1 protein-coding gene is annotated in these 3,204 nt (G+C 73.2%); it reads right to left on the reverse strand.

All coding sequences use genetic code 11. From position 1 onward, the window contains the following. The coding region (locus tag N912_RS0148080; RefSeq protein ID WP_028928012.1) for a hypothetical protein at positions 1–1,454 on the reverse strand (1,454 nt) is incomplete at its 3' end. Between the last annotated feature and the right edge of the window lie 1,750 nt (positions 1,455–3,204).

Below are 3,204 nucleotides of genomic sequence, written 5' to 3' on the forward strand. Positions count from 1 at the left end.
GTCAGCTTGGTGAGCTTGCCGGTCAGGTCGTCGTGGCGGGAGTGCCCGCTTTGCTGTCCGGCCGAGCCGCCGTTGCTCTTGTTGTTGGCTTGGCCGTGCTTGCCGAAGAGCTTGGACAGTCCGCCGAGCAGGTTCTGGGTGAAGTCCAGTGCCCCGCCGGTGACCTTGTCGACGATCTTGTTCAGTTGTTTTCCGTCGAGACCGGTCTGCAACGCCGCTTGGGATGTCTTGGCGGAGCCCGGTCCGTTGGTCTTGCGGTGAGTGCCGTTGGTGCTGTCGTGGTCGCGCGGACGGGCCGGTGGGCCACGGGCGGCCTGGGTAGCGGGCTTGCGGCCGGAGACCGCGGGGTTGTTCTCGGCGCAGTCCGACGTGCCGGAGCAGTCGGGCTGGTTGGTCTTGTGGGCGGCGGGCAGCGCGGGGCTGGCGCCGTTGCCGGTCTGGGTGGCGCGGTCACGGCTGCCGGGCTGGGCGGCGGTGTTCGCGTTGCCGCTGCCGGGCTCGCCGGAGGTGTTGAACTTGTGGCCGGCGCGCAGCGCGGTGGAGACCTGGTCGGTGATGCCGGACAGGCCTTGGCGGGTCTGGTCGCCGGCCTTCTTCCCGGCCACCGTGCCGACGATCCCGGAGACCAGGTCGACGACCCCGCCCATCAGCTCGTCGGCTTGCCCGCCCGATGCGGACCGACCCGACGATCCTCCGGTGGAGGCGGGCTGCGCGGCGTTGGCGCGAGGCCGGGACAGCTGCCGCAGGGCCTCGGGCTCGCTGGACTGTTGGCCGGCGGACGATCCGCGCGCGGCGGCCTTCCCGACAGTGTCGCGGGCCTTGGCGAGTGCCTGCCCGACGGTGTCGGGAACCGTTTCGTCATGGCGCGACGCGGCTTGGCCGATCGCGCCACCGCTCGAACCGCTCGAACCGCTTGAGCTCGCGCCCGAGCCGTTGCCGGACCCGCCGCCCGTCCAGAGCTGAGCGAGCCGGTCGAACAGACCCGTCAGGAAGTTCTCCGAACCCCCCGACGGTTTCTGGGACTCCGCCCGCGCCGGCGTGCTGGCCGACTGGCCGCCACCGGTCGCCCGTGGCAACGGAGCCACCTTGATGCCCGCGTACGCGGTGTCGTCCGAGGCCGGCATCGAGGCCGGGGCGGACTGACGGCTGGCGGGCTTGGACACGGGGACCGAGACGCTCGCCGACGAGGTGGCGCCCTGAGCGCCACGCGTCCAGCGCGGCGCGGGTGCCGCCGTGCCGTCGTCGGCCCCGTCGGTGTTCTGGTCGAAGAAGCCGACCAGCTCGACTGTGACGGGGCCTTCGTCGTGCGCTGCCGCGGTGTCGGCCTGAGCCGAGCCGCCGCCGCCCATGGAGATGAACGCGGCGGCCATCCACAGCATCAACGCGCCGAGCAGAACCTTGCCGAACGAGAGCGAGCCCAGCCCGCGCACGCACAGCGACACGACGGCGCGCACGCGCCGCCTGTCCACTGAGGTCGCGGAAGACACCTTTGAGAGCCTCGCTCCTGGATCGGAAGGTCTGGTGCGGCTGTCTGTCGCAGCGCACGCAACTACCTGTGTGATCGGCACCAACCGCGGCTACACGGCAACGCGGTGGAAGCGTCCTCAGTCTCCGGGCTCCGCCCTGGAGGAAGCCGAGTATCGATCTGCCTGCTGCTGGAAACTTCCCAGGTGCAGGTCTGTCCTAACGGGCGGGCGCCGCCACGGTGCACGTCACGCGGAGGCGCAGTCCTCAGGCCGTCTGGCACCAAGTCTGACCGCTCGTACAGGCCAGGCTACACAGCCGGATGAGCCGATCGCAACATCATCTGGTCCGCGCGCGATGAACCAGAGAGTTAACGCAGGGTTGCGATACCGGGTGCTCGGGTGTTTACCCTTGGGTTTCGGCCACAGTGGCCTCGGCGTCGTCCGAGGCGGAGTGGGGTAGGGGGACGTGGCGGTGCGGCTTTGGTTCGGTGGCGACCCGGTTCGCGGGGTCTCACCGTGAGACCGCCCGTCGTCGGCCTTGCCCGGCCAGCTGGGCGAGGGCGGTAGCCATGACTCGCGCACCGAGTGACGCCACGGCGGCGCCTCGGGTTTGTGCGCTGCCAGGTTGCAACGCGATCATCACCGCCTACCCGACGAACCGCCGCTACTGCGGTGTCGCGCACCGCAAGGCCGCCCGCAAGCGCCGTCGAGAGGCCATCGAAGCGGCCGCCGCCGGCGGCGAGGCCGTCGCGCCCGAACCACCCCGGAACGTCCCCGCGCCACCCCGCCCGGCCGCGGCCGCGTCGGTGAGCCCACCCGCTCCGGCTGCGCCCGGGCCCGAGGCCGGGTTGGAGCCTCGGTTCACCGACCCGGACTCGCCGGTGACCCGCCACGGCTTCCGGCGGCTGGTCCCGGAGCCGGAAAGTCGCTGGTACCAGCGGTCGGCCAGGCCTCATGGCCGCCGGCGGCGGGCCTGGCGCGCGCGCAGCGAACCGAAGCTGTGGATGCCCGACGGCGACGCCCCGCCGGGCACGGACTGGGAACCTCAGCCGGCGGCGCCGCAACAGCCGCGTTGGCCGCTGCCGGTTTTCCAGCCGCCCGCCGCACCCGAACCACCATCCCGATCGACCACTAAGTCGGTAACACCAGCACCATCAGAATCAGACGTAACACCAGTCACAGAGGCGAGTGCTCCTGCGGTCGAGCCCGCACCCCCCGTCGAGCGCACCGCGCCCCCCGCGGCGACGGCCGCACCGCTACCCCCAGCGCCACCCGCGCCGGCCGCACCGCCACCTCCGCCGGCACCGCCGGCCGCACCGCCACCCCCGCCGGCGCCGCCGCCCGTACCGCCCGCGCCGCCCCCTGTGGCCGCCGCCCCGCCCGGGGAGCCGCCCACGGTGCCCATCCCCGTTGACCGGCCGAGTGCCGGGCCGTCGGGGTTGGCCGCGGCGTCGGAGTCCACCGCTCGTGCGTTGCGTTCGGGGTTTGCCTGGTCGGTGTCCGCGGCGTCGGGGTTGGCGGGGCGTACCGGGGCGGCCGCGCGTGCCGCTGCTACCGGCGTGGCCTCGGCGTTGTCGAAGTCGGGCGGTCAGGGCAAGCCGTCCAGCGCGTCGCGGCCCACCACGTCGCGGTCCAGCGCGTCGCGGGCGGCCACCAGGCCGGCGCGGCCCCAGCGGGCTGTGCGGCCGGGCGGTCTGGGCGCCCCGGTGGGCAGTGGTGAGGTCGCTGTCGAGGCGCT

It is taken from the genome of Actinospineispora acaciae DSM 45401, from assembly GCF_000620785.1.
Lineage (GTDB): Bacteria > Actinomycetota > Actinomycetes > Mycobacteriales > Pseudonocardiaceae > Pseudonocardia > Pseudonocardia acaciae.